Annotated in this window: 22 protein-coding genes and 1 tRNA gene; 5 read left to right on the top strand and 18 right to left on the bottom strand. The window is 46.7% G+C overall.

What is annotated here, in order from left to right:
- Window positions 1-45 precede the first annotated feature (45 nt).
- The 8 genes from RBH76_13300 to RBH76_13265 form a co-directional block, all read right to left on the bottom strand.
- Window positions 46-735 carry an RraA family protein gene (locus RBH76_13300; GenBank protein ID WMJ83690.1) on the bottom strand — a complete coding sequence of 230 codons (690 nt, stop codon included), beginning with the start codon at window positions 733-735 and terminating at the stop codon, window positions 46-48.
- Window positions 736-754: 19 nt separating this feature from the next.
- Window positions 755-1396 (bottom strand): GntR family transcriptional regulator, encoded by a 642-nt coding sequence (locus RBH76_13295; GenBank protein ID WMJ83689.1) that lies wholly within the window; start codon window positions 1394-1396, stop codon window positions 755-757.
- Window positions 1397-1471: 75 nt separating this feature from the next.
- The gene (locus tag RBH76_13290) at window positions 1472-2740 is read right to left on the bottom strand and encodes a tripartite tricarboxylate transporter permease (GenBank protein ID WMJ83688.1); all 1269 of its coding nucleotides are present in this window, start codon (window positions 2738-2740) and stop codon (window positions 1472-1474) included.
- A gap of 13 nt (window positions 2741-2753) precedes the next feature.
- The gene (locus tag RBH76_13285; protein WMJ83687.1) at window positions 2754-3230 is read right to left on the bottom strand and encodes a tripartite tricarboxylate transporter TctB family protein; all 477 of its coding nucleotides are present in this window, start codon (window positions 3228-3230) and stop codon (window positions 2754-2756) included.
- Between the two features lie 110 nt (window positions 3231-3340).
- Entirely contained in the window at window positions 3341-4366 is a 1026-nt protein-coding gene (locus RBH76_13280; protein WMJ83686.1) for a tripartite tricarboxylate transporter substrate binding protein, read from the bottom strand.
- A 1-nt stretch (window position 4367) separates the two neighbouring features.
- Window positions 4368-5270, bottom strand: a complete 903-nt coding sequence (locus RBH76_13275; GenBank protein ID WMJ83685.1) for a DUF1932 domain-containing protein — start codon at window positions 5268-5270, stop codon at window positions 4368-4370.
- Window positions 5271-5345: 75 nt separating this feature from the next.
- Window positions 5346-6080 carry a PIG-L deacetylase family protein gene (locus tag RBH76_13270; protein WMJ83684.1) on the bottom strand — a complete coding sequence of 245 codons (735 nt, stop codon included), beginning with the start codon at window positions 6078-6080 and terminating at the stop codon, window positions 5346-5348.
- Between the two features lie 11 nt (window positions 6081-6091).
- Complete coding sequence (locus tag RBH76_13265) at window positions 6092-6991, bottom strand: DUF6282 family protein (protein ID WMJ83683.1); 900 nt, start codon at window positions 6989-6991, stop codon at window positions 6092-6094.
- Window positions 6992-7464: 473 nt separating this feature from the next.
- Here RBH76_13265 and RBH76_13260 point away from each other — a divergent pair, with 473 nt between their 5' ends.
- Together RBH76_13260 and RBH76_13255 are read left to right on the top strand one after the other, a co-directional pair.
- Window positions 7465-7668, top strand: coding sequence for a hypothetical protein (locus RBH76_13260; protein ID WMJ83682.1), 204 nt, complete (start codon window positions 7465-7467; stop codon window positions 7666-7668).
- 321 nt (window positions 7669-7989) lie between these two features.
- Window positions 7990-8880 carry a copper oxidase gene (locus RBH76_13255; protein WMJ83681.1) on the top strand — a complete coding sequence of 297 codons (891 nt, stop codon included), beginning with the start codon at window positions 7990-7992 and terminating at the stop codon, window positions 8878-8880.
- A 323-nt stretch (window positions 8881-9203) separates the two neighbouring features.
- Here the strand turns inward: RBH76_13255 and RBH76_13250 are convergent, their stop codons facing one another.
- The 6 genes from RBH76_13250 to RBH76_13225 form a co-directional block, all read right to left on the bottom strand.
- A complete protein-coding gene (locus tag RBH76_13250) occupies window positions 9204-10049 on the bottom strand; it encodes a GNAT family N-acetyltransferase (GenBank protein ID WMJ83680.1) in 846 nt (281 codons plus the stop codon).
- Between the two features lie 141 nt (window positions 10050-10190).
- Window positions 10191-10898 (bottom strand): response regulator transcription factor, encoded by a 708-nt coding sequence (locus tag RBH76_13245; GenBank protein WMJ83679.1) that lies wholly within the window; start codon window positions 10896-10898, stop codon window positions 10191-10193.
- A 13-nt stretch (window positions 10899-10911) separates the two neighbouring features.
- Window positions 10912-11967, bottom strand: coding sequence for a DUF4118 domain-containing protein (locus RBH76_13240; GenBank protein ID WMJ83678.1), 1056 nt, complete (start codon window positions 11965-11967; stop codon window positions 10912-10914).
- Window positions 11968-12100: 133 nt separating this feature from the next.
- Window positions 12101-12994: an acetamidase/formamidase family protein gene (locus RBH76_13235; protein WMJ83677.1), complete on the bottom strand. Its 894-nt coding sequence runs from the start codon at window positions 12992-12994 to the stop codon at window positions 12101-12103.
- Window positions 12995-13024: 30 nt separating this feature from the next.
- Window positions 13025-14260 (bottom strand): amino acid permease, encoded by a 1236-nt coding sequence (locus RBH76_13230; protein ID WMJ83676.1) that lies wholly within the window; start codon window positions 14258-14260, stop codon window positions 13025-13027.
- A 513-nt stretch (window positions 14261-14773) separates the two neighbouring features.
- Window positions 14774-14849: transfer RNA gene (locus RBH76_13225), tRNA-Pro, on the bottom strand.
- Window positions 14850-16037: 1188 nt separating this feature from the next.
- Between RBH76_13225 and hcp the strand changes: the two genes are divergently transcribed.
- Complete coding sequence (gene hcp / locus RBH76_13220; GenBank protein ID WMJ83675.1) at window positions 16038-17690, top strand: hydroxylamine reductase; 1653 nt, start codon at window positions 16038-16040, stop codon at window positions 17688-17690.
- 304 nt (window positions 17691-17994) lie between these two features.
- Here hcp and RBH76_13215 read toward each other — a convergent pair whose 3' ends face one another.
- From RBH76_13215 to asnS, 3 genes are all read right to left on the bottom strand, one after another.
- Complete coding sequence (locus tag RBH76_13215) at window positions 17995-18615, bottom strand: cyclodeaminase/cyclohydrolase family protein (GenBank protein ID WMJ83674.1); 621 nt, start codon at window positions 18613-18615, stop codon at window positions 17995-17997.
- A gap of 273 nt (window positions 18616-18888) precedes the next feature.
- Window positions 18889-20166, bottom strand: coding sequence for an aminotransferase class I/II-fold pyridoxal phosphate-dependent enzyme (locus RBH76_13210; GenBank protein WMJ83673.1), 1278 nt, complete (start codon window positions 20164-20166; stop codon window positions 18889-18891).
- Between the two features lie 113 nt (window positions 20167-20279).
- Window positions 20280-21674 carry an asparagine--tRNA ligase gene (gene asnS, locus RBH76_13205; GenBank protein WMJ83672.1) on the bottom strand — a complete coding sequence of 465 codons (1395 nt, stop codon included), beginning with the start codon at window positions 21672-21674 and terminating at the stop codon, window positions 20280-20282.
- A 407-nt stretch (window positions 21675-22081) separates the two neighbouring features.
- Between asnS and RBH76_13200 the strand changes: the two genes are divergently transcribed.
- Both RBH76_13200 and RBH76_13195 read left to right on the top strand, forming a co-directional pair.
- Complete coding sequence (locus RBH76_13200) at window positions 22082-22840, top strand: threonine/serine exporter family protein (GenBank protein ID WMJ83671.1); 759 nt, start codon at window positions 22082-22084, stop codon at window positions 22838-22840.
- A gap of 5 nt (window positions 22841-22845) precedes the next feature.
- Window positions 22846-23280, top strand: coding sequence for a threonine/serine exporter family protein (locus RBH76_13195; GenBank protein ID WMJ83670.1), 435 nt, complete (start codon window positions 22846-22848; stop codon window positions 23278-23280).
- A gap of 318 nt (window positions 23281-23598) precedes the next feature.
- Here RBH76_13195 and RBH76_13190 read toward each other — a convergent pair whose 3' ends face one another.
- Window positions 23599-25527, bottom strand: coding sequence for a TRAP transporter permease (locus RBH76_13190; GenBank protein WMJ83669.1), 1929 nt, complete (start codon window positions 25525-25527; stop codon window positions 23599-23601).
- Window positions 25528-25588: the final 61 nt, after the last annotated feature.

Genomic DNA, 25588 nt, shown 5'->3' with positions numbered 1-25588 from the left:
GCGCCTTCTCTTTATGTTATTGATCCAAGTTATGGCGTCTGACGATTACAGCATTGCCTTAACCCAATCAGGGGTCAGATCCGGCAGTGGAAAACCGGCCTCGCGGCAACGGGTATACTCCGATATCGCTTCGCGGCGTTTTTGCTCGTAATCATCCTTCTTTGCGGCAAGTGCCAAGACTTCCTCAATTCGGTCGCGCGGTACAACCGTTACCCCGTCGCAATCACCGACCACAAGATCACCCGGGTTGACCGTAACGCCGCCGCAGCATACCGGTTCGTTAATTTTGCCGGGGCCTTTTTTCGAGGGGCCACGCTGCATATAACCCCGTGAAAAAATATTGAGACCCATTTCGGTCAGCCCAATCCGGTCGCGGATGCAGCCATCCACTACAATGCCTTCAAGTCCAATTGCCTTGGCGGCACCGCCCATTAGATCGCCCATGTAAGCGCGGTCATAGTAGGATTTGCCGTCGATAACCATGACGTAGCCGGGCTTGCCCTGATAGATGGCGACATGTATCGGAAAGTTGTCCCCGTCTTGCGTTTCAACTGTGCAGGCAGTTCCTGCCATTTTCACACCTGGCGTAATCGGCATGATATTATAATCCATGCAGCCGTCGCGCTCTATTCCCAGGCTCTTCATTCCGTCGCAAAGCTGAGCTGTACCAAATGCGGCGGCGCGTGCCACAAGTTCATTGTCAATCAACTCAGGTAAAGGTTTATAATTACTCATTGTATCATTTGCTCCCTTCTCAGAAGAAAAGGTTTTTGTATTCTGTGATGGTTTCTACAACATGTGAAACATGGGTTACAATCACCTTTTCTGCCACGACTGCGTCGTGATTGCGCAAAGCATTCAGAATGGCTTCATGCTCTTCCAGCGAGCGGTCAGCTCTGCCGGGAACGAGCATGGTTTTAATCTGAAAGCGTTTTAGCTGGGTTTTTATATTCTGTATAATATCTGCGATAATCGGTTTGCGTGCAGCGACATATATGATGTTGTGAAATTGACGATTACACTCGCTGTAAGTATCAAAGTCCTTAACGGCGCTTAATGACTTCATTTTATCGAGCAGCGACGCCATTTCATCAAGATCGCTTTCGGTGATGTTTTTGGCAGCGTGCTGCACCACGATTTTTTCTAGTGCAATACGAATTTCATAATACTGAGCAACTTCTTCCAAATCTAATGAGCGGATGGTTGCCCCTTTGTTGTCTTCAATCGTGACCAGTCCCTCGCGCGAAAGCAGCATCAATGCTTTTTTTATAGTGTTGCGGCTTACGCCGATATCCTCGACAAGCTGCGCTTCTACCAACCGCTGAGCAGGGCGAAATGTTCCGTCCAGAATTCTGGCCTTGATATATGCGTATGCAATTTCGTTTGCACGTACCATAAATGCCACCTCAATAATGATTTATTATATGCATTATCATTTTATCATGATAAGGCTGTTGTGTATAGAATCGGACTAATTACTTTTAACCTTACGTTTTGCGCGAATAAGAGGCGTCAGAAAGGATATCACGCTAATGATTAATACAATGAGAGAAATCGGCCGCGTGAAGAAACCGGTCCAGCTGCCGCCAGAAACGATCATCTGCTTTCTTAATCCATTTTCAGCAATTGCGCCCAGTACGATACCCAGTATAAACGAAGACGTTGAATAACCGTACTTATCAAACATAAAACCAAGGAAACTGAAGCCGAACATAATCATCACATCATAGATGCTATTTCGCAACGAATAGGAGCCAAGTAGGCCAAGTATCATAATAATGGTGGCCAAAAACGGATAAGGCAGTGTGACGATGCGAGAAAACTGACGCGCTACAAAAATGCCCACCACAAACAGCAGCAGTGATGATACAATCATACCGAATAAAATGCTGTAGAGCATATCGGGTTGGTTCCTCAGCAGCAGCGGCCCAGGAATCAGACCGTGCATAGTGAATGCAGCCAGCAAAATGGCAGCGACTGTACCGCCCGGAATGCCAAGCACCAGCGTCGGAACCAGCGAACCGCCCACAGCGGCATTGTTTGCAGCTTCGGATGTTGTATTTGCCTGTGTCTTTTTGTTGAGCAAGATGTTGCGATAGACCTCTGCCAGGGCGTAAGCACCAATCATGACTGGAATGTAGTCGATACCGTTCATCAAAAACTGTTGATTGAAGGTGTAGCGCTGGGCGCCGGAGATAGAATCCAGACCGACGGTGGAAATTAGCAGCCCAAGACATGCTGAGAGCAGCGCTTTAACCGGTTGATCAGAGCCAATGCTTGCAATGCAGCTTAACCCAAGCAGTGAAAGTGCGAAAAATTCTGCGCTTTGAAACTTTAATGCCCACTGTGCCAGTAGCGGCGCACAGGTTACCATGACAAGGCCTGAACAGATGCCCCCCACCGAAGAAGCGGTGATCGAAAGACCGATTGCACGCGGGGCATCGCCGCGCATAGCCATCGGATAGCCGTCAAAAGTGGTTGCAACCGAACTGGGCGTTCCTGGTGTCTTGAGTAGTATGGCGGAGATGGAGCCGCCACACATGGCGCCCACATAAACGGCAACCAGTACGACGACACTTTGAATAGCCCCCATGCCATAAGTAAAGGGCAGCATGAGAATAACCGCCATGGAGGCGCTCAGGCCGGGCAATGCGCCCGCGGTAAGACCCCAGGTGGTTCCCACTATGATGAGTAGCAGTGTCACAGGAGAAGATACATTAATCAAACCTTGTAAAACCATCTTATTCTCCTCCTTAATACAGATAATAGCTAAATTCTTTGATAATACCGACGCCGCGGGGTAGCGCAATGAAGAAAACACGGCCAAAAATGATAATCAGCATAGCTGTAAATAGCAACGAAAAAATAGCTGTTTTTCCATATGATTTATAGCCTAGTGCCGTAACGCTTCCGGCAATGAAAATCAATGTTACAATGGCGAATCCCAGTGTTTTGATGGTCAGGATATAACACAGCAACAATAGAACAATTACACCCACGCGTTTGTAGTCCGCAAAAGTCACGCCTGAGGGCTCCTTGGCGGCTTTGGGCGAACGTAGGGTTTGCAGGGTGCTATACGCCAACAATATCAGCCCAATTGTGGCAAATATCATTGGGAAGCCACCGGAACCAAGATGATCGGCCGCTACCGTGTTATAGGATATCGTGGTGCCACCCACCAGAAACATTAGCAGCACGCAGCCGATAAACAGGTTGAAAAGCAGTTCCATAAGTTTCACTCCCATGATAAGTGGTGTGACGAAAGGTGCTTTTATATTTTCTGCAAACGGGGGATCTGTCCCCCGTTTGCAGATGCTTTCGCCAATATAGGTGATTCGCTTTACTTGCTAAAGATATCCTTGTAGCCTACCAGTTCTTTCTGCCAGAGCTCACCGTAAGTTTTGGCGTCTATGTAACCAGGAATGAGATCGGACTTGTCGTTTTCAGCCATCTTGCGATATTCTTCAGAATCGTATACCTTTTTCAAGAGCTCTTCAAGATAGTCCACGATTTCCTGTGGGGTCCCCTTTTTGACGGCGAAGCCTCTCCATGAGCCCTGAGTGAAGTTGATGCCCTTTTCAACTGTGCAGGGAACATCTTTCATTTCTTCAACTTCGGTCAGGCGGCGATCATATAAGGTGACGATTGGCACGACCTCGTCGGTTTGAAGCATCTGAATGAAAGAGATGAGCTTGTCCTGATAAATGTCAATTTCGCCACCGAGCAGCGCAGATTTCGTCTCAGCTGCAGAATTATACGGAACATATAAAAGCTGGATTCCTGCGGCTTCGGAAAAGCCTCTTACAATATAATCGTCAAGGCCGCCGGGCGAAGTACCGCCTACCTTAACGGTATCGGGATGCGCTTTGGCATAGGCGATCATGGTATCAAGATCTGAGAAGTTAGGGTTGTTCTTGTTGATAGCAAAGGACTGTATATCCACCTGGAAATTCCCGATCGGGACAAAGTTTTCGGTAAAGTTGATGGGTGCGATTCCTTGCGCCTCGATGATGGGCAGCGAAGGCGTAATTTCGAGAATGGTGTATCCATCAGCTTCCTGCTCATTGGCATAGATCATTCCAGTGGTGCTGCCACCGCCGGCCTTATTAACCACGTTAATTGGTTTATCAATATAATTCCCCATAATCTGGGCAACGTTTCTGGCCATCATGTCGGCAGAGCCGCCAGCGCCAAATGGAACGACCATTTCAATCGCACGCTTGGGGTAATCCAGTTTAGGAGCCACCGCTTCGGATGGTGCTGTTTCTGCCGAGGAAGATGCGGAAGGTTGAGATGAGCTTGCACAAGCGGCAAAGCTGAAAACCATCATTGCTGACAAAAGAACGGCCATAATCTTCTTGTTCATCTTACTTTTCTCCTTTTGCTTTTAGTTCTACTGCTGCTCTCAATACATCGTGGTAATCTGCTGGGGAAATAGCGTTAAAATATTCCTTTAAGCCCAGGTCGCAGAACCATTGCAACCGGTTTATTGTGCCTTCGGTTGCGAAAGCCGGCAGTTCCATGGCCTCCAAGGTTGCCTTTACGTCCTCCATTTCGCTTACTCTGCGTTGTGCCGCAACAGCGGTGCGGTTTATCAAAAGGTTGGCCAGCTGTTCCGGTGTTTTCTCAGTAAGCGTTTTGGTGATTGAATCCATGACCTCATCACATACGCCGGCCTGATAGGCGGCCAGCAATGTTTCGGTCAGCAATGCGGTCATGCCTTTCATAAAGATACTGCGGAACATCTTCATTGAAGAAGAGCTGCCCGCATTGTCGTTGATGTATGTAATATTCATTTGCAGCGGATTGAGCAACGACGCGAATTCTTTTGCGCCGCTTCCGCTTACGGCAATAGGAACTCTGTGTTTGTGCGGAGGAACAATTTCCATAACGGCACTATCTGCAAAACTTGCACCAGTGGCATCAACAGCCTGTGCGATTTCTCGCTTAACCATGGGCGAAGCAGAATTCATATCGGAATATATTTTTCCAGGTTTTAAAAATTCCGCCGCCTCTTTGGCGATAGAAAGCGCATATTTGGCGCTGGTTGCGCAAAGAATGACATCGCTTTTGTCGACGAGCTGCTCAAGCGTTTCGACCAGTGTAACATTGGCCTGCTTTGCACGATTATGTATCAGCTCCCCGGCTGTTTCACTGTTAGCCATGACGTCATAGGCGTATATGGTCGGCTCAGACACCGAAGTGAGCCCGCTGCAGATGGAAAATGCAGCTTCGCCAAGGCCAATAAATCCGAGAACAGGTTTTCCCATAAAATATTACCTCCGGGCAACTCCACTCAAAAAGGAGCTACACAATTGTCTCACAATATTGGTGAAAATTCAATGTTATACAAGCCATTCGCCGACATAAGGAAATCTTCTGTTAAAAGCTTCGGCAAATTTATAGCTCTTGTTGCCCGACAGGCGTCTTGCGTGATTTCCACGCACAAACGCGCGAACGGTATAGTATTCAATCAGGTGCCCCTGCGCTTTGTAGCAGTTCATAGCGGCTTTTTTGGCTTCCATAGTTTCGGTGATATCGATAATTACCTCGGGCTTAAAATCACAAATTTCGGGCTGGTGCGGCTCAAAGCCAAAGATGCGCGTTTGTTTGGAAGTTTTAGTGTCACCAAGCTGAACACCATTGGATATCGCCAGCACACTTGATTTGAAAACAAAGCGATTAACCGCGTCATGATCAGGATTCAGGAGGTCCTTTTCACCGTGGGTGATGATATGATGCGGATTAAATTCTCGAATGAGCGTTGCCATCCGATCAATTTTATCCTTGTCGTCCAGATCCATATAATAATCGTCATAGTCCCAAAACTCAACATCGGTAACACCCAGGCACGCGGCAGCGGCGGTGGCCTCGGTACGGCGAATAGCCTTGACCTTTTCTGCTGTCTGGTCTGGTTGATTCCAAAGATCGTTCGATTCGCCTCTGACGCCAAAGCTGAGCACAATGATCTTGACCTTTGCGCCATGTGCGATGTACTTGGCGATGGTGCCCCCTGCACGCCAGACAAAGTCTGCGGCATGTCCACTTACGACAAGCACATTTTGGTTTTCATCAAACATTTTGATTCTCCTTATCCATTAATGAGATATTCCGGATTGTGGCAAATCATGGTCCGGACTTCTTCCTCGCTAAATCCGTGGGTTAATAGCTGATTTGCAAAGCCTATGATGCCTTCATCCGGATAGACGTAGGCCGGTTGGCCTAAATCGGTAGAAATGATGCAGTGCTCAACGCCCACATATCGAATTTCCTCAAACGCGCGGTCCCAGGTTATTTTGCCGGTGTCGGGCGTGGTGAAGCAGTGCTCCATCATGGCACCGAGCTTCGCCAGCTCCTTTTGCTCTTCCTTGGTAAAGGTGGTGGAAGGAAAATTCGGATGTGTGATAATCAGTTTTTTAAAACCGCGTTTGTGACATTCACGTGCGACAACAAAAGCCTCTTTAACACTAATGTGGCCGGTGGCCAGCGCGATGTTGTGCTCAACGATAATATCGAGGACAGCATGCATCTCAGGAATCAGTTCATCTTTTTCATCTAAGATGTAAATGGGTGGCTGAAGCTTCCCTTTTTCGGCGAGCTCCATGCGCAGTTTTGCAAAGAATGGCACTTTGGTTTTATCTGTTGCATGTGCCGCGTTGGCGGCAATATGATCGCTTTCATTTTTAGCATCAATGGTGGGTAACCAGACCAGTTTGGCCCCATCTCTGACAGCCATTTCCACTGCAAAAGGGTTGATGCCGCCTACTGTGTTGTTTAAGGTGATGGTGCCCACAGCGGTGGCCTCAGGATAAAGTTGGTTGGCCAAAGCAGCGCGACCGGTGGTGGATGAAATATGCGATTTGATGGCATATCCTTTCATTTTGTTTGCAATCAAACGCTGCATCATCTCTAAATCGGTCAATTTTCGCTTGATGACGTCAGGTGCGCTGTGCACATGCAGGTCCCATGCACCCTCCAGAATATTACTCATATTGTTCCTCCTTTTGTTTGATTAAAATTGTTCAACAATTTAATAATACAATTATATTAATTAATTTTGAACCACAAGTCAACACTGATTCTATCATTCAAAATAAAATCATATGAAACACCAAAAACGAGCTGCGTTGTTTGTGCAACTTTGAAAACCCTATTTTGCGTCAAATCTCTTAACACTTTTAACGATTTAGCTCCGATTTCAAAACACATATGCTAATTACGCTGCTTCTTCTATGGACTGCCCAGCATTTTCTGAGTAATATCGCAAAGTTTATCCAATGGTAGCAGCCCGACTTTTTAGAGCCGGACGCCGGAGAAGGAACGAGGAGTTAGAGAACCCCTTCCCGAAAAAGCCATTTTTATAATAACATCTCATCTTCAAATTCTCGACGAGCATACACCCGGAACGTTTCCGTTCAATCTGACGTAAAATAAAGAGACTACGATATGAGGAGGTATTATCAAATGGCAATGAATATGGACCAGATGCAAATAATGATGGCCAAGATGCACCAGCAAAATGCTATGTACGATACGCAGATTGCTCAGCATTTTCAGGAGATCAGCAACATTTTTTCGAACATGGCTCAGGGCGAGTATCAAATGTTCCAAATGCATCTGAATCGCGCACAGGGTACATCAATGCAGATGCAAAATAACACCCCGTAACTTTATAATAGCGCTGATATGACTAGTGGCTCAAATAACACAAGGTACATATAAGTCTACTGGTGGAAGCTTTCGTCAATGAAAAACCCCCACGGAGAGCTCTCCGTGGGGGTTACTTTATGGGTAGGTTCTCTTTACATGAGCGCCAGTAGGCGGGTGGAAGTTCAAAGGAGGAGTTTTCAAACAATTACTACGGAAAACAAGCCAGTATACCCTTATGAAAAATTGCTACCATAGAGATATAAGAAGACTTCGTAGTAAGACAGATCACTATTTTATATATATAAGATAATATATATTGGAAAACGAGGTGCTTCGCCATTGGTTATAACTCCGAACATTCCTGACCTTCCTTACAGACTGCAAAGCGGTTTTAAATGTTTTGAGCTCGTTGCCGAGCCGGTGAAAAGAGAAATACTTCCTGGCCTATACATAAACGGATGGGGATACAATGGAAGTATTCCAGGTCCGACCATCCAGGTTTACTCCGGAGACTATGTGAATATCCGTGTCTTCAATCATCTGCCCGAAGCGACGAGTGTGCACTGGCACGGGCTTGATGTGCCCAATGCGATGGACGGTGTCCCTGAAATTGAACCGTCACCAAAAATCGAACCGGGAGGATATTTTGATTACCATTTCAGAATAACAAATCCTCCGGGTACACATATGTATCATGCGCATTTTGCCGCCCCCGTCCAGCAGATGATGGGGCTGGGCGGAGCATTTATCGTTCTGGACCGCCGCTATGAAAGCAAAATTCAACGCGACTATTTTCTAATGCTTCAAGAATTTAACGTCAAAGGGCTTATGGCGGGAGAAATATCGCCGGGTACATATGACCTCAATCCAATATCACATGACTTCAACTTTTTCACAATTAACGGCCGGTGTTTCCCATATGTAACCCAGCTTGATGTAAAAAAAGGTGAAGGAGTTCGGATAAGGCTTGGCAATTTCGGGCATGACGCGCACCCAATTCATATCCATGGACACCAGTTTGCAGTATCGGCCACCGATGGCAATACCATACCCGTCCAAAACAGGCTTATCAAGAGTACAATCAATGTGGCTTCAGGAGAAACATACGACTTGGAATTCACAGCAAACAATCCGGGAAACTGGCCCTTCCACTGCCACATTCCGCATCACATGTCCAACAATATGCAATTGTCATTGGGCGGGATGACAACGGCCATTTCTTATCACTAATACATACTCATATAAAATAGATCAATGCTCCGTGTGGACTTTAAATCATACGGAGCATTGATTTTTATGGCTAATGCGAATGCTTTGGAACCAGCCATTGTTTTAAATTCGTTAGCGTGAGGTTTTTTATTCTTAGCCATCAACGTCTGGCATAACTTTCTTTGTCATTTAACTGAAGTTAATAATAATACTTTCTTTGTCTTAATCAAACAAGAAGCACACCGAAACCTACAAAAAGAACAACGAGGTTCTCATATCCCAAAAAATTATTAAAAATGATCATCAATACAAATTCGGCCGACTATTCAAATAATTGCGTTGACTTATAACTTGAGAAGCATCTCATATTGACGCACGCTATATTTAAATCCTATTTTAAAAAGAAAGTGTTTAATCGAATCTGACTGGCATTGGACATTGAGAAGCTTTATTTTATGTGCATCTGTATTTTGTAATAGATCAGCAATCAGACTGCTACCAATGCCTTTTTGTCGCCAGCTTTTATTTACTGCTATCTGAGGGATGTCACCTGTCTCTTTATCAATAATTCCATAGCCAACAATGGTATTGTTTTTGCAAACGATAGAATAGATAAAGTTTTCAGATAAGGCTTCAACCGATTCAATAGAATTTTGCCAAGAAGGTTTAAAGTCCCAAAAATCTTTCACCTGTTCCCAATCCAGTTTTGATACATGGTCAACAGTATAAAGCGCACCTTGAGTATGATCTGCACGTTCCAACTCATAGCATTGAAACTCTCGTTGAACCGTAAAGCCACTCTTTTTATAAAGTTGCACGGCAGCCGTATTTGATGTGATTACTTCCAGTAAATACTGCTCAATCCCTGCATCATAAAATTGCTTTTTTGCAATTTGTAATAGGTTGGTTGTTATACCTTGTTTTCTAAAATTTGCAATAACACCGGTCCCTAAGTCATAAGCAGTCGTTTTTCCATTCCAGTTGCGATAGCCATTTAAAACAAAGCCTACCAACTGATTATGCTCAAAAGCACCAACCGATATTTGAGGGTTATACCCTTTACGTTTAAGCATGTGTTTAAATTGCAAATATGGCAAATTTACGGCTACGGTATAATCATTAAACGCACTTAAAAACGTTTTGTAGATAGTTTCAATATCTACGTTATCTAACTGGTTGAAATATACCATCGTTGAATCCTCATCAATACAAAGTCTAGACCGTGTTTTTAGCTACAACTTTTAAACAATTAATCAGCAATTACAAAATTTGAAGGAGCGTATAGACGCGCATTTGTTTTTGCCTGCTCATCATAAAGTGGACATGCGGCTTTAGATCTCGCTTTCCGCCATTCGGTAACCGACGCTGACCTCAGTGAAGATATAAGCGGGGCGCGCCGGATTTTTTTCAATCTTCCTGCGGATGTTTGCCATATTCACGCGCAGCGTTTGGGTGTCCCATTTTGAAGTGTCGCCTCGCAGCTCCTTCATGATCGTTTCGTAGGTGAGCACTCTGCCAGAATTCTGTGCGAGCAGAGATATGATCTTGTATTCGGTCTGTGTAAGGTGGACTTGGACATTGTCCACCGTTATAAAACGCTTTTCAAAATCGATGCTCAGGCCGCCATTGCGGTAGAGCATGCCATTTTTGTCACTCTGGGGCTGTCCGGCTTGCGCGTGACGTAATGCGGTGCGCACCCGTGCAAGCAGCTCGCCGGTTCCAAAGGGCTTTGTCAGGTAATCATCTGCGCCCATATCCAGCGCCTCGATCTTGTCGAGCTCGTGTACGCGCGCAGATACAACAACCACCGGCATTGTACTCCAGGAACGCACCTGTCGGATGATTTCAAACCCGTCGATATCCGGCAGTCCGATATCGAGGATGACCAAATCAGGCTTCCGGTTCATGATGATCGAGCAAGCTTCAAGTCCGCTTCCGGTGGTGTATATCGAGTAACCATTTGCAGTCAATGTGGTCGCAATCACGTTGCGGATAATTTGATCGTCCTCAACAATCAGAATTCGCTTCTTCTCCTCCATACTACATCCTCCTTCAGGAAAGTGTGAAACTAAATTGTGCACCGCCGTCTGCTTTGTTCCTTGCGTGCAAGGCACTGTCATGCGCCTTGAGGATGGCCATGCATACGGACAGACCGATACCAAGATTTTGCTTCATGTCATGGCTCGATTCTTTCGTGATCTGATAAACATAGTCCTCGAACAGATGCGGCAGCAGCGCCTCGTCAATGCCGCTTCCATTGTCATCTACGTAAAACCGAACTTTTTTCCCGACTGGAACGACCGAAATGACAATTTCGTCAGCTTTGCCATGCTGTACGGAGTTTTCCATCAGATTGAAGAGCACCTGTTCGATTAGAACAGCATCTACCGAAACCATCACCAGCTCTTCAGGACTGATTGCGTCTACGCAAACATAGGGATAGAGCTTCTGGAATTTCGAGGCCACTTCGCCGATCAGCTCCTCCGCCGCTGCGGGGCCGCGGGTGAGATTCGCGGCTTCGCCACCGACCCGCGTAATCGAAAGTAGATTCTCCACCATCCGAATCAGCCACTCCGACTCATCCCGCATATTGAGGAGCAGTTCTTTCCTTTGCTGTGCGTCGATATTTTGTTCTTCTTCAAGCAACAGATTTGACGCTGTAATAATGGATGTAAGCGGTGTGCGCAGATCGTGACCGATTCCCCGCAGAAGATTAGCACGCATTTTTTCGCGCTCCGCATCAGCACGGATGCGTTCCTGATCACGGTTTCTCGTGGTGAAGGTACTTGTCATGATTGAAACGGAAAACAACGTCAAAAACGTCAGTGGATATCCCGTCAGAAGCATCGCATAGGTATCCGCCGAATAAGTGAAGGCGAAATTTACGCCGAAGACCGCGATGATGCTCGCTAGAAGGCCGTATAAATACCCCTTGGTACAGCCCGAAACGATCATAACCGCCAACACGAACACGAGTGGCACATGTAGCCCGGCGACGCCGAGCGGACGCAGCAGTAAACAGAAATCTAGTGCTGTTACCATGACAACCACCATTAACACGGTATCCTGCCAGCGACTGGGAAAATAAGTCCGTAATTTTTTTGACATCCGCACAGCCTCCTTTCAACGGAAGCGACAGTCTTTTTTTATTTTAAAACAAAGGGACCATCTCTGCAAGAGCGGGATAAAACAAAATTGCCCCGATTGGATCAACCGGAGCAATTTAGTGAAATTTTACTGTTTAAATCGTATCGATTCTTGTATCGAATTTAGGACAGTGAACACGAACGGTCAGCATATCGTTTACCACCTGGCTAATCTGGATATCGCAGGTCGCGGAAAGCAGTCGGTATGCATCCGGGAAAGAAAGAGAAAGTTTCTTCATCAGGAAGGAGACCGTATCATCAACTGCAACTTTGATCGCAGCCTCGAGTGTTTTATCAGAAGCGATAAAATAGAGACTGTCGCGGGTCTCGATCACAGGCCGCTCCACCGGGCGATCCTTGTAAACGGTTGTCTTAATGCAGATACGACCAGGAGTCTCGATTCCGGTGCCGGAGAGCTCACCGTCTCCCATGCAGGCATGCAGATCTCCGACCGCCAGTCCAGCACCCTCAACCGAAACCGGCAGATAAACCTTCGATCCAACCTTGACCATCTTTGTATCCATGTTGGAACCGTGGTCTCCGGGGACGGCGCAGTGGATATCCAAACCAGGCTTGGGCGCTACCCCGCATACGCCGATCATCGGTGTCAGCGGAAGGCGAATCTCATCGGAGAAATGTGCGAAGCCGTCTTTGATCGGAATGACCTTGGTATCTGGCTCAGTGATCTTGTCGCCCAGAACGCCAAGGCCTCTGGATGTCACCATAACTCCCTGCGGAGCGAATTCGATGGCGAGCACCTCTACACATAGGGTATCGCCAGGCATTGCGCCCTTTACGTCGATCGGGCCGACCGAGCAGTCCATGATGGATATATCGATATCGGGACGCTTAATTAAGGAGTTTTTGATCTGCCCACTGTAGCAGTCATCGGTCTCCACCCAGAAAGTTTCACCGTTTTCCACTTCATAAAAAGCCTTGTTGTTAGCATTAAAGCTGAAAATGACCTTGTCCTTTGGAATGACGCGCATGTAAACAATGCTCCTTTCAAACTATGACTATTACCATGCAGACGGCAAGATGCCAATCAGATCAAAAATAGCATAACACGCAGCTGTACAGAAGAGAACGATGATAACAATCTGCACCCAGCGCTGTGCGTACCAGCCACACTTCCAGTCAGGCTCCACATCGCCATTCTTACGGGCACTGTTGACCATTAAGGCGGGTAAAATCGACATGATGACGCCGCCAAAGGTGCCGGCGAGGTAGATTGCATCCACAAAGCCGATCAATCCGCTATAAGCAAGGATGAAAGGTGGCAGACCCACGGAGATGATCGCGATTAAACGGGTCTTCGTATCATGCTCGTTATTAAATTTGAACATATCGACGATGTTGGTCAGCATTGAACCACCGACCGCCCAGTAGGAGCTCATCATTGCACAGAGTGCAAAGAGGTTTGCGGCATAGAGTGCCCAGCTGCCAAGCGCCTGGCCCCATGCAAGGGTCGCGACTTCGGTGACGTTCTCAGCACCGGTCAGCGAGATGACTGCCAGCGGCACCAGAGAGAGCAGGACGCCGGTAATGGTCATGCCAATAATAACCGCCTTGGGCAACGAAAGCGGCTCATGGCGCAAGCCACGTGCCAATTCGGGAACCGCATACTGTGCGATGTAGCAGAAGATAGCGATATTGAACACAGGAACAGCGTATGTCCAGTTGGTGTAGATGGCACGACTAATATCTGCCTTGCCGGACAAGAACGAAAAACCGATGATGACCGCCAGCAGAACGATCATGCCGGAGCTGATAAACTTTTCAGCGACACCGGTCGCCTTTAGACCAAACCAGACGACTACAACGGCCGGGATGGTAAAAAGAAGACTGCCCATCGGGCGTGAGACACCAAGCAACTGCGACAGAATGTTACCGCTACCATTGGTGTAGGCAATCATGCAGCCGATGGAGTTGGCGCAAACCGAGGTGAATACGAGTACCGCACCGAGCTTTCCAACGTATCTCTCTGCTAATCCGGGCAGTTGCAGCGGCTTTTTGGTGCGAAGCGTCGTCTCGGCAACATAGAGCATGGAGATCGTGGTGCAGATACCGGCTACGATCAGCCAGAGCAGCAGAATGGGCCAACCGGCCTTGCGCGCGGAATAAGCGAGGCCCAGAATGCCCGAACCGATGTTTGCGCCAACGACGATCAGTGCAGCTTCCCAGAAAGTCAGCTTCTTAATCGCAAGTGCGCCTTCTTCGGATACACAGGGGGACGCATTTTGGTTGGTACTCATAAAATATGCTCCTTTACATTATAAAATAGTGATGGAACGAACCATTACTTAAACTATATTCCGAACTGTAAAGTTTTACAAGATGCATTTTCCATAAAATATTAATTTTATATTTATACATATAAACAATATCTTTATTTTTGTAGTCGATTTTTATATTATTTTATATTATTTTTGTTAATATATACATATATATTAACTTATATTAATTATATGATGAACAGAGTCATCCAAAGCCGCTATCCGATATAAGATGTATTCCGCTCTCGTCTGTCGCTACTGAAGAACCTCATTTTCGAAAGGTAAGCGTGTTCTCCCGGACGTAATACGCTCTTTTCAGCTTGGGAAGTGCAATGTACGAAATACGGCATTTTGTAACGCCAAAAGTCTGCCCGCCTAATCTAAGCGGACAGACTTTCAATCTAAAGAAATCGGCCAAAATAATCTTCATTTCACTTTATCATAACTAAAAAAGTCATGTATGAGTTTGAATGCTCATACATGACTTTTTCTTGGTCTGAGTGACTGGATTTGAACCAGCGGCCTCTACCACCCCAAGGTAGCGCGCTACCATCTGCGCCACACCCAGATATACTGATTTTTGACAGCTAAATGAGTATATCATAGCTACAAAAAAAAATCAAGGTTTTAGACAAATAATTTAAAAAAATCTATATTAAAATCAAAATATCTTGTATAAAGGCAGAAATCGGGTCAAACTAATACAATAAGCATATTCTAAGGACACTGATTCGAATCTTGGCAGTGAAGTGCTTTTAGTCCTTAGGCGGTTTTAACGTGGCCTTTATATTGAATCGAATAGCTTAAAAACCTGCCGCCAGAGCCTTTAGGGGTTCAGGCGTCTTTTTATTTATAAACCATATCTAAAAATAAAACAATACGTTCCTAAAAAAATACCGCTTTACAGTGCGGGTGTAAAATCCGCATAAAGGTTCGTACAAGTAATCATAATATTCAAAGCGTCAGCATTTTTTAATCTCTCGGCGTACTGTAATTTGTCGTGTTAAGGAGCAAAAAAATGTCATCAAAAAGTTATTTTATAATGAACGCTTTGATAATCACTATCTCACAGAGTTATTTAATAGTCGAATATTTTAAACGAAAACAGTTCGGGAAAGCAGCTTCCAACTTTTTGGCATGGGTTCTTGTAGTCTGGTTTTTATTATATAATTACTATTTTAGGGTCAATATACCTGTATTTATTATAACCTGTTCAATCATCACCGTAATTGGGCATTTCTTTATGGGGAATTATCTCAATTATTATTATAAATCGAAAATATATGATCGGTGGCTGCATTTATTGGGGGCATTTTCCTTCTCATTACTGACTTTTGCAATCTTGAACAATGCAGTTGCGCCATTTCCATACAGTGATTTGTATACATCTCTTTTTGTAATAACCTTAGGTATTTCTATCGGCACACTTTTTGAAATTCTTGAGTTTGTTCACGATGTTGTGTCTAAAAAGCTCAGGTGTCAGCACGACCTGACTGATACTGATTACGATATGTTATTTAACCTTTTCGGATCAATAATTGCCGGTGTCACGGTGCGGTTTCTTTAAATATCGGCTAGCCACGTTAAAACTGAAGAATTTATTGATGCCCCTATAGGATTTTTGATTAATAAAAAGCCGACTATAATCCGGGCCTTCTTATGTCTGTTGAAATATTTTGGCAATGTCTATCCTACTAATTGAATAATAGATACATCGACACAAAAACTACTGCAAGTACAATAAATGGAGGTAAAAATGGATAGTTCAATGTTTTGTTATCAATGTGAGCAAACGTTAGGTGGCAAGGGCTGCGTAAAATCAGGTGTGTGTGGTAAAAACCCCACTGTTGCCAACCTGCAGGATATACTAATTCACGAATTAAAAGGCATTGGCTTTTATGGCCAAAAGAATCTGGAAAATGGACTAAAAATCAGAAGTGAGATCAATAAATTTGTTGTAGACACCATGTTCTCTACCCTTACTAATGTAAATTTTGATCCAACCAGATTTCTCGAATACATTAAAAAGGCTGAAGAAATAAAAAAAGAGCTTAAAAACGCAGTTGGCAAATTAGAAAATGTACCCGAAGCGGCAAATTATAAAGCGCCCGAAAGCATAGAAGAAATGCTTGAGGATGCCAAGCATATAGGCATTATGTCTGATGAAACCTTAGATATGGATATCCGTTCTTTAAGGGAACTGTTGATCTATGCTTTTAAGGGTATGGCGGCTTATGCTCATCATGCTTATATCTTAGGGAAATTTGATGATGAGGTAAACAACTTCTTTTATAAAGGATTAGCGGGCACGATTGATGACAGCTTAACAGTTGAGGATCTATTTAATCTCAATATGGAACTTGGGAAAACAAACCTGACATGCATGGCATTATTGGATGCCGCTGTCACCCACGCTTTCGGCAACCCCGAGCCCACCGAGGTTTTAACCACAAAGAAAAAAGGCCCGTTTATTATTGTATCAGGTCATGACTTTAAAGATTTAAAAGACTTGTTAGAGCAAACAGAAGGCAAAGGCATAAATATCTATACCCACTGCGAAATGCTCCCTGCTAATGCGTATCCCGGGCTAAAAAAATATAAACACTTGATTGGCAATTTTGGCGGAGCGTGGCAGAAGCAGCAAGAAGAATTCGACGGGATTCCCGGCTGCATATTGATGACCACCAACTGTGTGCAAAAACCGAGGGACAGCTATAAGGATAGGCTGTTCACCACAAGCATCGTGGGAATGCCTGATTGTCCGCACATTGAAGAAAATAACGGCAAGAAAGATTTTTCTTCTGTGATTGAAAAAGCATTGGAACTAGGCGGCTGGCAGCAAGACGAACCTGAAAAAAGAATTACAATTGGCTTTGCACATAACGCTATTTTGAGCCATGCAAGTGAAATTGTTGAAGCAGTTAAAAGCGGTAAAATAAAACACTTCTTTTTAATCGGAGGCTGCGACGGTGCCAGACCCGGCAGAAACTACTACACGGAGTTTGCAGAAAAGACGCCTAAAGATACGATTATTTTGACTTTGGCTTGCGGCAAGTTCCGCTTCAATAAACTGGATTTAGGAACGGTAGCAGGTTTCCCAAGGGTGTTGGACTGCGGTCAATGCAGTGATTCTTATTCGGCTATTAAGGTTGCCGTCTCCCTGGCCGAAGCATTTAATTGTGGCGTTAATGATCTGCCTCTTTCGCTAGTGCTTTCTTGGTATGAGCAAAAAGCAGTCGGCATACTTTTAGTCCTCTTGTCCTTGGGAATAAAGGACATTCGCCTAGGCCCAACATTGCCCGCATTCATTACGCCGAATATCATGCAGGTGCTAGTTGATAAGTTTGATATAAAGCCTATTTCAACGCCTGAACAAGACTTAGAAGCGATTTTAGGCCATCACAATTAACATTAAGCACAGCAGGTAAAATGTGCCGAACATCATATTTAGCGAGCCAAGCCCGAAGCACGTTTGAGGCTTGGCTCGCGCTGGTGATCCTACACTGATCAACAGCGCTACAAGAAAGCCTCCATGCCCGGCTTATGTTGCCTGGCAATGGGGGCTTTATAAATAATAGTAAAATATGGCGCAAGTTTTATTACAGTTACTATAATGTGAGCTTTATTATCCTATTTGTATTTTTTTGTCAGGGAACTCTTCGCATCATCCGCGTTTAACATAGGTTATAATACGCGCGCCACATTGCAAACGCTTAAAATGAGGTTGCGGCTAAAATATCCTTTTCCATCTGGATAGCGACCTGCTCAAGCTTTTGGACATGTTGCGCAGTTTTGGCGACATAGTCAGCATCCTTAATGGAGCCAAGATTGATTTTGACGTTACAAAGTGCCGCTAAAATAGCTGTCCGCGCCATCATAGCCGATATAACGCCGTCTGATACAGCATTGGTGTTACCGTATTGTACCGCAAGCTTCGCCAACGGCATGATCTCCAGTGCAGTCTGCGCAACCTCCAGTGGCACGGCAGAAGCGACTTTTAGCGCCTGCTGCAGCGCCGCGCTGCGCGCTTCCTTCTGCTGATCGGTCTCCTTGGGTAGCGCCAGCGCTGCGATATAAGCATCAAATGAGGTACAGTCACGCTCAATATCATCGAGCAGGCGCGCACGAAGCACCTCCGCCCTTTCAAAGAGGTTGAGCATCTCGGGCCGGTGTTGTTCATAGCCCTTTTTATCAATTGTCAGTGAGGCCACCATGCCCGAAAGTGCCGCCGCAATTGCGCCAGCCAGTGCCGCGACACTTCCGCCGCCGGGTACCGATGCTTTGCTGGCCGTTCTTTGGGTGAATTCGCTGAGGGACATTGCTTTTATATCCATTTAAACAAACCTCCGTAAATACTGTAATAAAAATTTACAAAAAATCCGCAATATGGCTATCATACAAAATTTGCGCACTATTTAAAAGGCCTTCGCGGTATTTTTTCGCGCTTTGTTATAAAAAAACAGCCTGTTGGTGTCTGGCGAGGTCATTTTTCTCGCATTATAAGGTGGACTCGCACCCGCGGGTTAAAGTCGCAGTAATTTCAGTAAGTCTTAAATAAAAGCAGCGCCCCCGCTTTTGGCAGCGGGGGCAATAGAAAACATTTTGTTTTATCCAAGCAGCTTTTCGATAGTGGCTAAGCGCGCGCTGGCACAGAAAATCTCCATCGCAAGCGACAGTTCCGCGGGAGTTGGGAAGCTAGGCGCAATGCGGATGTAGCTGTCGTCAGGGTCCTTGCCATAGGGGTGGGTAGCACCCGCATTGGTTAGCACCACGCCGGTATCCTTACAGAGCGCAACAATGCGCTTGGCGCAGCCCTTGGGCGCCATATAGGTGACAAAGTAACCGCCTGTCGGTTTGACCCATTCGCCAACGCCTCTCCCGCCCAGCTCTGCCTGCAATGCACTGAGCACCGCGTCAAACTTCGGGCGTAGAATGGCCGCATGCTTATCCATAGTAGCGCGGATGCCGTCAATATCCTTAAAGAAGCGGACATGCCGCAGCATGTTCATCTTATCCCAGCTGATCGCCTGCGCGTTAAGCTGCTTTAAGGTGAAGTCGACGTTCTCTTTGGAGGCGCCCATGAATGCTACGCCCGCGCCCGGGAAGGTGATTTTGGATGTGGACCCAAACATATACACCATGTTGGGGTTACCAGCTTTTTTGCATTCCTCAAGAATGTTGAGCAGCTTGGTGTCCTCATAGACATAGTGCAGCGCATAGGCGTTATCCCAGAAAATTCTGAAATCCTTGGCCTTGGGCTTCATCGCAGCGATACGCTTGACCGCCTCATCTGAATAGGTGCCACCAAGCGGATTGGTATACTTCGGTACACACCACATGCCCTTGATGCTGTCGTCCTCGGCAATGAGCTTATCGACCAGATCCATGTCGGGGCCCCACTCGGTCAGCGGGATATTGATCATCTCAATGCCGAGAAATTCGCAGATGGTAAAATGACGATCGTAGCCTGGCACAGGGCATAGGAATTTGACCTTGTCGTATTTGCACCAGGGCTTGTCGGAATCAACAGTGCCTTTGAGCATCGCGCGCGCCATGCAGTCATACATAAAGGTCAGTGACGAAGATCCGACAACGATCGTTTCTTCCGGCGAAACACCCATAAATGTGCCAAAAAGCTTTTTAGCTTCGTCTATGCCTGAAAGCTCACCATAATTTCGACAATCGACTCCACTCTCGGTCTTGCAGTTGCTCTTGGAATTGAGAATATCAAGCATTGACATGCTCAGATCAAGCTGTTCTGCGCCCGGCTTTCCGCGCGCCATATTCAGCTTTAATCCCTTTGCCTTGTAGTCGGCCAGCGCCGCCTCCATTTGGGCCTTCTCGGCGAGAAGCTCTTCCCTGTTCATTTGCTGGTAAGCCTTCATAACATTTTCCTCCTTGTTAGCAAACAAATTATATGTGCGTTAATTGCAGGATACATTTTTATATTCAAACGAGGTCAGCACCGGGACGTTGGGCTGCTCCCGCCTGTTCCAGATTAAAACTCTGCACTGCCCGGCGTTCTCGGGAACGGCAGCACATCGCGGATATTGCTAATGGCGGTGATATACATGATCAGGCGCTCAAATCCAAGGCCAAAGCCGGCGTGCCGATTCGATCCAAAACGCCGCAGGTCAAGGTACCATTCATAATCTTCGGTAGGAAGGCCACATTCTGCCATACGGGCAAGAAGAACATCCAAACGCTCTTCGCGCTGGCTACCACCGATAATCTCGCCGACGCCGGGCACTAATAAATCCATAGCGGCAACGGTTTTGCCGTCGTCGTTCATGCGCATATAAAACGCCTTGATCTCCTTGGGATAATCGGTGACAAAGGTCGGGCGGCCAAAATGTTGCTCTGCCAAATATCGCTCATGCTCGGTCTGCAGATCGCAGCCCCAAAACACCGGATATTCAAACTTATCTTTAACCGCCTCGAGAATGCCGATCGCCTCGGTGTAGGTGACCTGCGCAAAGTCCGAGGTGATAATGGCATTGAGCCGTGAAAGCAGATTCTTATCGTAAAAATCATTGAAGAACTTCATCTCGTCAGGGCACTTTTCTAGCACCTCTGCAAGTACCGCCTTAATCATATCGCGGGCAAGCTGCATATTATCCTCGAGGTCGGCAAAAGCGATCTCCGGCTCGATCATCCAAAATTCCGAAGCGTGACGTGCCGTGAAAGAACGCTCTGCTCTAAAGGTCGGGCCGAAGGTGTACACCTTGCCAAAGGCCATGGCCATAGCCTCTGCCTCAAGCTGTCCCGATACAGTCAGACTTGTAGGCTTTCCAAAAAAGTCCTGCGAATAATCAACTGTGCCATCCTCGGTTCTTGGCGGATTTTGTATATCCAACGTGGTGACATGGAACATCTCACCCGCCCCCTCACAGTCGCTACCGGTGATGATCGGGCTGTGTGAATAAATAAAGCCGTGATCCTGAAAAAAGCGGTGGATAGCAAACGACGCCACGCTACGAACGCGGTACACCGCAGAAAGCGTATTCGTGCGGGGGCGCAGATGCGCGACGGTACGCAGATATTCAAGGGTGTGCCGCTTTTTCTGAAGCGGATATTCCGGTGCAGAAGCCCCTTCGACCGTGACAGTCTTCGCGCGTAGCTCAAAGGGTTGCTTGGCGCCGGGCGTCAGCAACAGTGTACCGGTTATAACGAGCGCAGCGCCTACATTTTGATGAATCAGTTCATCAAAATTCGCCAGTTCATCCTCGGCCGCAACCGCTTGAAGCGACTTAAAACTACCGCCGTCAGAAAGCTCGACAAAGGCGATTGCGCCTGAGTGACGCAGCGTTTTGACCCACCCACAGACCGTTATCGTTTGATTTTCAAATTGCTGCGGGTTTAAAAAAAGAGTTCTAATTTCTGTTCTTTGCATCTTTGCGCACCTCTTCTCCCCTTATATTGGTTATGATTATACCTCATCTTTTCAAGGTTGTATAGTGCCTTGACGGAAAAATTGCAGTATTATAATGGCATTTTTGCATTGTGATTATATTGTCTAATAATAATCGGCAGATTGTTTCTAATACTGTCGAAACAAACTAAGTTATTAAAAAGAGATTTCTGTATGAGAAGTTTTTATGCAGCGATTCTTGCAGTTTTTTATTGAGTCTATCCATTTTTTTATCAAATATCAACTTCGCACTGGCGTTTTTGCCATCTTCGCGTTATAATTAGACCAAAATACTGCTCTATCTTAAAATGGTAGACAGCGCTACGGTCATTTTGCGGGAAATTATTTCCCCTTTTCATCGTACATTATAACATCCTTTGGGGGTGCTTATGAATATTAGACGACTAAACGACATGGCCTCAGAAATAGGTTTTTTGCTGTTGACGCACGGCGCCGAAATACATCGCGTTGAAGATACTATCTGCCGTATAGCCACGGCTTATGGTGCGCAAGCGGATGTATTTGCCATACCCGCCAGTCTGGTGGTAACCATCACCGATCAGGGCGGCAAGACCTTTACTAAAACCCGGCGTGTATACTACCGTGATATTAATCTTGACCGCGTCGACGCGCTTAATGCGCTGGCCAGGCGTATTTGTACCGAGACGCCCGAAGAACAGGAAATTATTCAGGCATTGTCGGTTATTGCTCAGCGTCCGGCTTACACCCTGCCGCAGCAACTGTTGGCAGCGGGTTTAAGTTCCGGTGCCTTTGCCATCTTGTTTGGCGGGGGCCTGCCTGAGGCAGTTATTGCAACAGCCGCCGGGATTCTGGTGCGCTGGGTGGGCGCGGTGATGGAAAAGCTGGGCGGTGGGCTGCTGCTTAACAACATTATCGGCGGGGCCGTGTCTGCGCTTTCGGCCACCGTTGCAGCACAGCTTTGGCCCACCTTAAACAGCGCCGTCGTCACCATCAGTACGTTGATGCTTTTAGTGCCAGGACTGGCCATGACCAATTCGATGCGCGACCTTATTGCCGGTGATTTGGTCACCGGGGTGATGAAGGGCACCGAGGCCACCGTCATTGCCGCCGGCATCGCCATCGGTGTCATGTGCTCTCTCGCCGTCTGGCGCGGCTTTGTGGGGTGATAAAAATGAGTATATTATGTGCTTCTCTGGCCGCTTTAGGCTTTGGCATCTTCTTTAATCTGCGGGGCCTCAAGCTGTGGACAGCCGCTATCGGCGGCGGCATTGGTTGGCTCTTTTTTCTCTTGGCTGAGTCGGGCGGCGATTTAGCACAATACTGCATGGCGAGCGCAGCCATAACCCTGTATGCCGAGGTAATGGCACGCGTCCAGCGCGCGCCTGTGACCATCTATCTGGTTCCCGCGCTAATTCCGCTGGTACCGGGCGGTCTGATTTATGAGGCGATGCTTCATGCGCTCAACGGTAAAAACGAGCTGTTCCTTTCGGTCGGGCTGCATGCGCTGACCATCACCGGCGCGTTGACGCTTGGCATAGTCGCAGTCTCTTCGTTGATGCGGCTGATCTACGCCCGCAAGCTACGCCTTCACCGCCCCATGTCCTGAAAATCCACGCTGAGCCTTTTGGGATAGCACAGTGACCGGCTTAAATTTAAATAAGGTGACGTTTATAAGTTCAAGTGCTTCAAAGGTTTAGCTTCATTAAACCGATGCTCTAAAGGCTGTGAAACGCTGCTGCAATAGGTTCTTATGGGAAAGCTCTCTCAAGGGTTGCCCCAGCAACCCGATATTGGCTTTTTCATTTGTCAAATCATTTGCTTTTGCTTAGCTGGCACGAGGCCGCGTTAAAATACGCGGCCTCGTGCTTTTTAAAACGGTGCGGTCTTAACGACCGCACCGTTTCAGTTTTAAGTTTTAATAACTTTAGACGATAGCGGCTTTTTTAACACGCGAATGCTGCAAGAAAGCGATAGTAGCCAATGCAGCAAATCCAACAATGTCGGTGATGCCGCCCGGAATAAGCATACCTAAACCGCCAGCGACAAGCACAATACGCTCATACCAACGTGCATCAGTCAGGAAGTAACCGGTAAGGCCAGTACCGATACCCAACATGCCAATCAGCGAAGTGACAACAATCTGAACCATGTTTAGTGGTGTTGCGCCAATCAAGATCATGTTCGGATTGAATACAAACAGATACGGTACAAGGAAGGCCGCAATAGCCAGCTTGGAGGCGTTGACGCCCGTCTTGAAAGGATCGCTCTTGGCAATAGCCGAACCGGCATAGGCCGCCAGCGCAACGGGAGGCGTGATATCCGCCACGATGCCGAAATAGAAGCAGAACATGTGTGCGGTAAAGACCGGAACACCCAGCTTAACCAAAATCGGCGCAGCAATCGTCGAAGTGATCAGATAGTTTGCGGTGGTGGGAACGCCCATGCCCAAGACAATGGAAGTTATCATCGCGAAGAACAGGGTTAGGAAGAGGTTGCCGCCTGTGAGCGAAACAAGGCTTTCACCCAGCTTCAGGCCCAATCCGGTCAGCGTAACAACGCCAACAATGATACCGGCAACACCGCAGGCGCAGGCAACGGAAATAATATTGCGCGCCGCATTCGGGTAAGCCGACGCAACATCCTTAATAGGAACCCAGGTGTTCTTGCGCAGGAAAGGAACAATAATGCAAGCCAGCGTGCCGAACAGCGCAGCACGAGTGGTGGTGAAGCCCATAACCAGCAGCACGATGATAGAAACCAACGGAATAATCAGGTGTCCGCGCTCCTTCATCAAAGCGCCGGCCTTAGGTAGTTGCTCACGCGGAATGCCCTTTAAGCCCAGACGCTTGGCTTCAAAGTGTACCATGATCCAGATGCCGGAAAAGTATAAGACAGCAGGAACCACAGCCGCTTTTGCAACTTCAAGATAGTTGATACCGACAGCCTCGGAAATCAGGAAGGCCGCCGCGCCCATGATGGGAGGCATGATCTGACCGCCAGTGGAAGCCGCAGCCTCAACCGCCGCCGCAAATTCAGGCTTATAACCTAACGACTTCATTAGAGGAATGGTGAATGAGCCGGTAGAAACGGTATTAGCAACCGAAGAGCCCGAAACCGTACCTTGCAGCGCGGAGGACAAAACTGCAACCTTTGCAGGTCCACCGGCCGCCCAACCGGCCAGCGCATTGGCGATATCGATAAAGAACTGGCCGATGCCGGTCTTTTCGAGGAATGCACCAAACATGATGAATAGGAAAATAAAAGTTGAACAGGCGCCGATAGGGGTACCGATAATACCCTCGGTTGTGTAGAACAGATGGGTAACAATGCGCTTCGAGGTGTAGCCGCGATGGCGCAAAAAGCCTGGCATATAAGCACCAAAGCGGGCATAGAAAATAAAGAGCGTCGCAATTATAACAATCGGTACGCCAACAACACGTCGACAAGCTTCAATAATCAAAATGATAGCTATAACACCGACATACATGTCCGTATCGTTAAAACGACCGGCACGCTTTAAAAGCTCGGCGTAATTAAAAACGCAATAGGCAACAACGCCGACAAACGCTGAACCAAAAAGCAGATCGAAAACATTAAGCTTAGTGCGACTAAATTTGATAGATGCTGGATAGAGCCAATAGGCTAATGCGATCGCAAAGCCAAGATGTATGTACCGAACCTGCTGCTGAGGCACGCGCTGAAAAATCGAAGCATAAAGCTGAAACGTGGTAAAGCAGATGAGGATGATGGTGATAACAGTATTCTGCCACCCCGTAAAAGTTCTATAAGCGCTTTCTCTATCCAGAGTTGATAAATCAATATCCTCCGGTTTTACTTTCTTTTTGAAAAGCAAGTTTTTTCACCCTTTCCGACCTGTGCGGTCGAAGATCGATTGATTGTATACATTATTATTT

The organism is Oscillospiraceae bacterium MB24-C1, assembly GCA_030913685.1.
Taxonomy (GTDB): domain Bacteria; phylum Bacillota; class Clostridia; order Oscillospirales; family Ruminococcaceae; genus Yanshouia.
Note: the sequence above shows the minus strand (reverse complement) of the source record. Positions and strands in the feature narration are given on the sequence as shown.

Excerpts from the sequence above, each read along its gene's own strand:
- RBH76_13300 (WMJ83690.1), bottom strand. The coding sequence starts at position 735 with ATGAGTAATTATAAACCTTTACCTGAGTTGATTGACAATGAACTTGTG.
- RBH76_13295 (WMJ83689.1), bottom strand. The coding sequence starts at position 1,396 with ATGGTACGTGCAAACGAAATTGCATACGCATATATCAAGGCCAGAATT.
- RBH76_13290 (WMJ83688.1), bottom strand. The coding sequence starts at position 2,740 with ATGGTTTTACAAGGTTTGATTAATGTATCTTCTCCTGTGACACTGCTA.
- RBH76_13285 (WMJ83687.1), bottom strand. The coding sequence starts at position 3,230 with ATGGAACTGCTTTTCAACCTGTTTATCGGCTGCGTGCTGCTAATGTTT.
- RBH76_13280 (WMJ83686.1), bottom strand. The coding sequence starts at position 4,366 with ATGAACAAGAAGATTATGGCCGTTCTTTTGTCAGCAATGATGGTTTTC.
- RBH76_13275 (WMJ83685.1), bottom strand. The coding sequence starts at position 5,270 with ATGGGAAAACCTGTTCTCGGATTTATTGGCCTTGGCGAAGCTGCATTT.
- RBH76_13270 (WMJ83684.1), bottom strand. The coding sequence starts at position 6,080 with ATGTTTGATGAAAACCAAAATGTGCTTGTCGTAAGTGGACATGCCGCA.
- RBH76_13265 (WMJ83683.1), bottom strand. The coding sequence starts at position 6,991 with ATGAGTAATATTCTGGAGGGTGCATGGGACCTGCATGTGCACAGCGCA.
- RBH76_13260 (WMJ83682.1), top strand. The coding sequence starts at position 7,465 with ATGGCAATGAATATGGACCAGATGCAAATAATGATGGCCAAGATGCAC.
- RBH76_13250 (WMJ83680.1), bottom strand. The coding sequence starts at position 10,049 with ATGGTATATTTCAACCAGTTAGATAACGTAGATATTGAAACTATCTAC.
- RBH76_13245 (WMJ83679.1), bottom strand. The coding sequence starts at position 10,898 with ATGGAGGAGAAGAAGCGAATTCTGATTGTTGAGGACGATCAAATTATC.
- RBH76_13240 (WMJ83678.1), bottom strand. The coding sequence starts at position 11,967 with ATGTCAAAAAAATTACGGACTTATTTTCCCAGTCGCTGGCAGGATACC.
- RBH76_13235 (WMJ83677.1), bottom strand. The coding sequence starts at position 12,994 with ATGCGCGTCATTCCAAAGGACAAGGTCATTTTCAGCTTTAATGCTAAC.
- RBH76_13230 (WMJ83676.1), bottom strand. The coding sequence starts at position 14,260 with ATGAGTACCAACCAAAATGCGTCCCCCTGTGTATCCGAAGAAGGCGCA.
- hcp (WMJ83675.1), top strand. The coding sequence starts at position 16,038 with ATGGATAGTTCAATGTTTTGTTATCAATGTGAGCAAACGTTAGGTGGC.
- RBH76_13215 (WMJ83674.1), bottom strand. The coding sequence starts at position 18,615 with ATGGATATAAAAGCAATGTCCCTCAGCGAATTCACCCAAAGAACGGCC.
- RBH76_13210 (WMJ83673.1), bottom strand. The coding sequence starts at position 20,166 with ATGAAGGCTTACCAGCAAATGAACAGGGAAGAGCTTCTCGCCGAGAAG.
- asnS (WMJ83672.1), bottom strand. The coding sequence starts at position 21,674 with ATGCAAAGAACAGAAATTAGAACTCTTTTTTTAAACCCGCAGCAATTT.
- RBH76_13200 (WMJ83671.1), top strand. The coding sequence starts at position 22,082 with ATGAATATTAGACGACTAAACGACATGGCCTCAGAAATAGGTTTTTTG.
- RBH76_13195 (WMJ83670.1), top strand. The coding sequence starts at position 22,846 with ATGAGTATATTATGTGCTTCTCTGGCCGCTTTAGGCTTTGGCATCTTC.